General features: G+C 68.4%; 3 protein-coding genes. 2 read left to right on the top strand and 1 reads right to left on the bottom strand.

Features of this window, described 5'->3' with window-relative positions:
- Window positions 1–198 precede the first annotated feature (198 nt).
- On the top strand, window positions 199–2,427 hold the full coding sequence (gene helR / locus ACFVJS_RS26695) for an RNA polymerase recycling motor ATPase HelR (protein WP_378886584.1): 2,229 nt from the start codon (window positions 199–201) through the stop codon (window positions 2,425–2,427).
- Window positions 2,428–2,702: 275 nt separating this feature from the next.
- Here the strand turns inward: helR and ACFVJS_RS26690 are convergent, their stop codons facing one another.
- Window positions 2,703–2,990 (bottom strand): hypothetical protein, encoded by a 288-nt coding sequence (locus ACFVJS_RS26690; protein ID WP_378886583.1) that lies wholly within the window; start codon window positions 2,988–2,990, stop codon window positions 2,703–2,705.
- 119 nt (window positions 2,991–3,109) lie between these two features.
- Here ACFVJS_RS26690 and ACFVJS_RS26685 point away from each other — a divergent pair, with 119 nt between their 5' ends.
- On the top strand, window positions 3,110–4,060 hold the full coding sequence (locus ACFVJS_RS26685; RefSeq protein ID WP_378886582.1) for a mechanosensitive ion channel family protein: 951 nt from the start codon (window positions 3,110–3,112) through the stop codon (window positions 4,058–4,060).
- Window positions 4,061–4,071 lie beyond the last annotated feature (11 nt).

The raw sequence follows: 4,071 nt of genomic DNA, 5'->3' as shown, positions 1-4,071 counted from the left end.
CGTCATGACGAGCCGACTCGGCCTTGTTTTCGGTCAAGATGCGCCGACTCGGCCTCTAAAACGACGAAGGGAAGGGATATATCTCCCTTCCGCTATCAACTTTATAGCGCACCCAGGGGCTTGAAACAAGCCCCCCGGATTGGGGCAGAATCTCCTGCTCGAACAGGTAAAACGCCTGATCAGACAGGGGATTCAACGTTGCACGCATTCGATCTCGCGGGCCGTCACGACGCCAAGGCGGACCCGGCACTGATCGCCGATGACGAGCGGCACTTCGCCGCCATCGGGCAGAGTCTCGAGGAGCAGATCTCCGAGCTGAACGCACGGCTGGACGAGGTACGCCGCCGCCCCGGCGGACACGGGCAGGAGGCGATGGACCGCGACCTGGAGGTGCACCGGATCGGTGGGCAGCTGCGGATGCTGCGCAGGTTCAGCCTGGACCTGTGCCTGGGGCGGATCGTCACCGACTCCGGCGACACCATCTACATCGGACGCCTCGGACTGACCGCCACCGACGGACGCCGGCTGCTGGTCGACTGGCGCTCGCCGGCGGCCGAGCCGTTCTTCGGGGCCACCCACGCGGATCCGCGGGGGCTGCTGAGCCGGCGTCGCTACCGCTGGACCAACGGACGGATCACCGACTACTGGGACGAGGTCTTCACCGCCGAGGGGTTGGAGGGGCATGCGGCGCTCGACGACCAGTCGGCCTTCATCGCCACTCTCGGCAGCAGCCGCTCGCCACGGATGCGCGACGTGCTGGGCACGATCCAGTCGGACCAGGACGCCATCATCCGAGCGTCGTCACGGGGCGCGCTGGTCGTCGACGGCGGCCCGGGGACGGGCAAGACCGTGGTGGCGCTGCACCGCACGGCGTACCTCCTCTACTCCGACCCGCGCCTCGGCGAGGGCAAGGGCGGGGTGCTGTTCGTGGGGCCGCACGAGCCCTATCTCTCCTACGTCGCGGACGTGCTGCCGAGCCTCGGCGAGGAAGGCGTACGCACCACCACGCTGCGCCGGATGGTGCCCGAGGGTGCCTCGTTGATGCCCGAGACCGACGCTGAGGTCGCCCGGCTCAAGGCGGATGCCCGGATGGTTGCGGCGATCGAGCCGGCGGTGGCGCTCTACGAGAAGCCGCCGGCGAGGCCGACCCTCGTCGAGACTCCTTATGGCGACGCGGTGATCAGCGTCAGCGACTGGGCCGAGGCGCTCGCCGCCGCGGAGCAGGGAACACCGCACAACGACGCCCGCGACCAGGTCTGGGAGGCGCTGCTGCGGATCGTGACCGACAGGATCCAGGAGAACGGCGCCACGGACCCCGACCGCGACTACGACGCAGATCTCGACGACTGGGTAGACGAGCCCGAGGAGGACGAGTTCGACGCGTACGGGCTGGTCGACGAGGACGCGACCGATGCTCTGCGTGCCGCGCTGGAGACCAACGCCGGGCTGCTCGACGTCTTCGGCCAGGTCTGGCCGCGGCTGAAGCCCGCCGACATCGTCGGGGACCTGTGGGAGGTGCCGGCGTTCCTGCGGATGTGCGCGCCGTGGCTCACGCCCGAGGAGGTGAAGCTGCTGCAGCGCACGGACGCTCACGCCTGGACCGAGGCCGACCTGCCGCTGCTCGACGCCGCCCACCGCCGGCTGGGCGACCCCGACGCGTCCCGCCGCCGGGGCGCCCGAAAGGCGGCCGCGGCCGCGGACCGCAAAGCGAAGGCCGAGGTCGTCTCGGACCTGATCAGCCACGACGACTCCGACATGAAGGTGATGTCGATGCTTCGCGGCCAAGATCTACGCACAGCGCTGCTGGACGACTCGGTGCGCGAGCCGGAGGAGCTCGACCCGTACGCCGGGCCGTTCGCGCACATCGTCGTCGACGAGGCTCAGGAGCTCACCGACGCCGAGTGGCAGATGCTGATCAGCCGCTGCCCCTCACGCAGCTTCACGATCGTCGGAGACCGGGCGCAGGCGCGCCACGGGTTCACCGAGTCGTGGCAGGAGCGGCTCGAGCGCGTCGGGGTGGACCGGATCGAGATGGCCGGCCTGAGTATCAACTACCGCACGCCCGCGGAGGTGATAGCCGAGGCCGAGCCGGTCATCCGCGCCGCGCTTCCCGACGCCAACGTGCCGACCTCGATCCGTGCCTCCGGCATCCCGGTCCGCCACGGATCGGTCACGGACCTCGACGAGATCGTGGAGACCTGGCTCGCCGAGCACGACGAAGGCATCGCCTGCGTCATCGCCGCAGATTCACGCGATCAGGACGACGGCCGGGTACGCCGCCTGAGCCCCGAGCACGCCAAGGGACTCGAGTTCGACCTGGTCGTGCTCATCGACCCCGAGACGTACGGGACCGGGATCGAGGGTGCCGTCGACCGCTACGTCGCGATGACGCGCGCTACCCAGCAGCTGGTGATCCTGACGAGCTGACCGCTGCGCGAATTGCGGAGCAATCGCAAATAGCCCAGCGCTGAAGCGCTCCTCGTCTGGACGCAGCGCAGAGAGGAGCGCAGCGACGAACGAAGCGGAGGAAGACGAGGATCAAGCGCAAGCGCTGCGCGAATTGCGGAGCAATCGCAAATAGCCCAGCGCTGAAGCGGTCCTCGTCTGGACGCAGCGCAGAGAGGAGCGCAGCGACGAACGAAGCGGAGGAAGACGAGGATCAAGCGAAAGCGCTCGCGAATTGCGAAGCAATCGCAAACAGCTCAGTGCGTGGCGGGGAGGTTGTCGTTGTCGGGCTTGTGGGGCTTGGGGAGCAGCCCCTCGCCGCGGAGCACGCCGGGCAGGAGCACCACGAGGGAGATGACCACGGTCGCGATGACCGGGATGAGCAGGATGAGCAGGAGGAGACCGGAGGCGGTCATCTCCTCGGCGACCGGCCAGCCGTTGGGGACCTCGGCGCTGGCTGGGCCGGCGGTAGCAACAGAGGCGACGACGGCGGCGGAGGCGGAGGCGCCGAAGAGGCCGGCGCGGCGCAGGATCTGGTTGCTCACGGGGCAGATACTAACCGGCGTACCTCCTGGTTCTCATCTCTGCCCTCGCCTCCGGCGCCGGAGAAGCGGCCCGGACGGAGATTGGCAGCAGACCTTGAAGGCGCTGGATACTGGAACCCATGTCCATTCCCCCGAACCCCCCACTGGTCTCGGTCTCCTGGTCGACCCTCGGCGAATGGGTGATCGGCATCCCCTTGCGCATCCTCGGCCTGATCGTGCTGGCGATCGTGCTCCGCTGGGTGCTTCACCGGATCATCGACAAGGTCGTCGGCCGCGCCGTCGAGGCGCCGGCGCTGGCCGGCAAGATCACCAAGATGGCCGACCCGAGCGAGGTCAGCGCCGCGTCGTCACGCCGCAGCCAGCGCGCCCAGGCGATCGGCTCGCTGTTCAAGAGCGTGGTGACCGGCGTCCTGGTCGCGGTCTTCGCCACCATGATCCTGGACCAGCTCGGCATCAACATCGCCCCGATCATCGCCTCGGCCGGAATCGTCGGTCTGGCGCTCGGTTTCGGGGCCCAGTCGCTGGTGCGCGACTACCTGTCCGGCATCTTCATGATCATCGAGGACCAGTACGGCGTCGGCGACAGCATCGAGGTCAACAACATCAGCGGCACGGTCGAGGCGGTGACGCTGCGGATCACCCGGCTGCGCGCGCTCGACGGCACGGTCTGGTACATCCCCAACGGCGAGATCCTCACCGTCGGCAACCACAGCCAGAACTGGGCTCGCGCCGTCATCGACGTCGGCGTCGGCTACAACGAGGACCTCAACAAGGTGCAGCGGGTGCTCCGCGAGGTCTCCCACGACCTGTGGGTCGACGAGGAGTTCAAGGGTCAGATCATCGAGGAGCCGGAGGTCACCGGCGTCGAGGCACTGGCCGCCGACTCGATCACGCTGCGGGTGCTCGTCAAGACCCTGCCGCTCAAGCAGTGGGCGATCGCCCGCGAGATGCGCCAGCGGATCAAGGCCCGCCTCGACTACGAAGGCATCGAGATGCCGTTCCCGCAGCGGGTCATCTGGCACCGCGAGGAGAAGGCGGCCGCTGCCCAGGACGAGAAGGCCAACGCCTGACGTTACGCAAG

This window comes from Nocardioides sp. NPDC057772, from assembly GCF_042798075.1.
Classification (GTDB): Bacteria; Actinomycetota; Actinomycetes; order Propionibacteriales; family Nocardioidaceae; genus Nocardioides.
Note: the sequence above shows the minus strand (reverse complement) of the source record. Positions and strands in the feature narration are given on the sequence as shown.

Coding starts and splice junctions, on each gene's coding strand:
- ACFVJS_RS26685 (WP_378886582.1), top strand. CDS start 3,110: ATGTCCATTCCCCCGAACCCCCCACTGGTCTCGGTCTCCTGGTCGACC.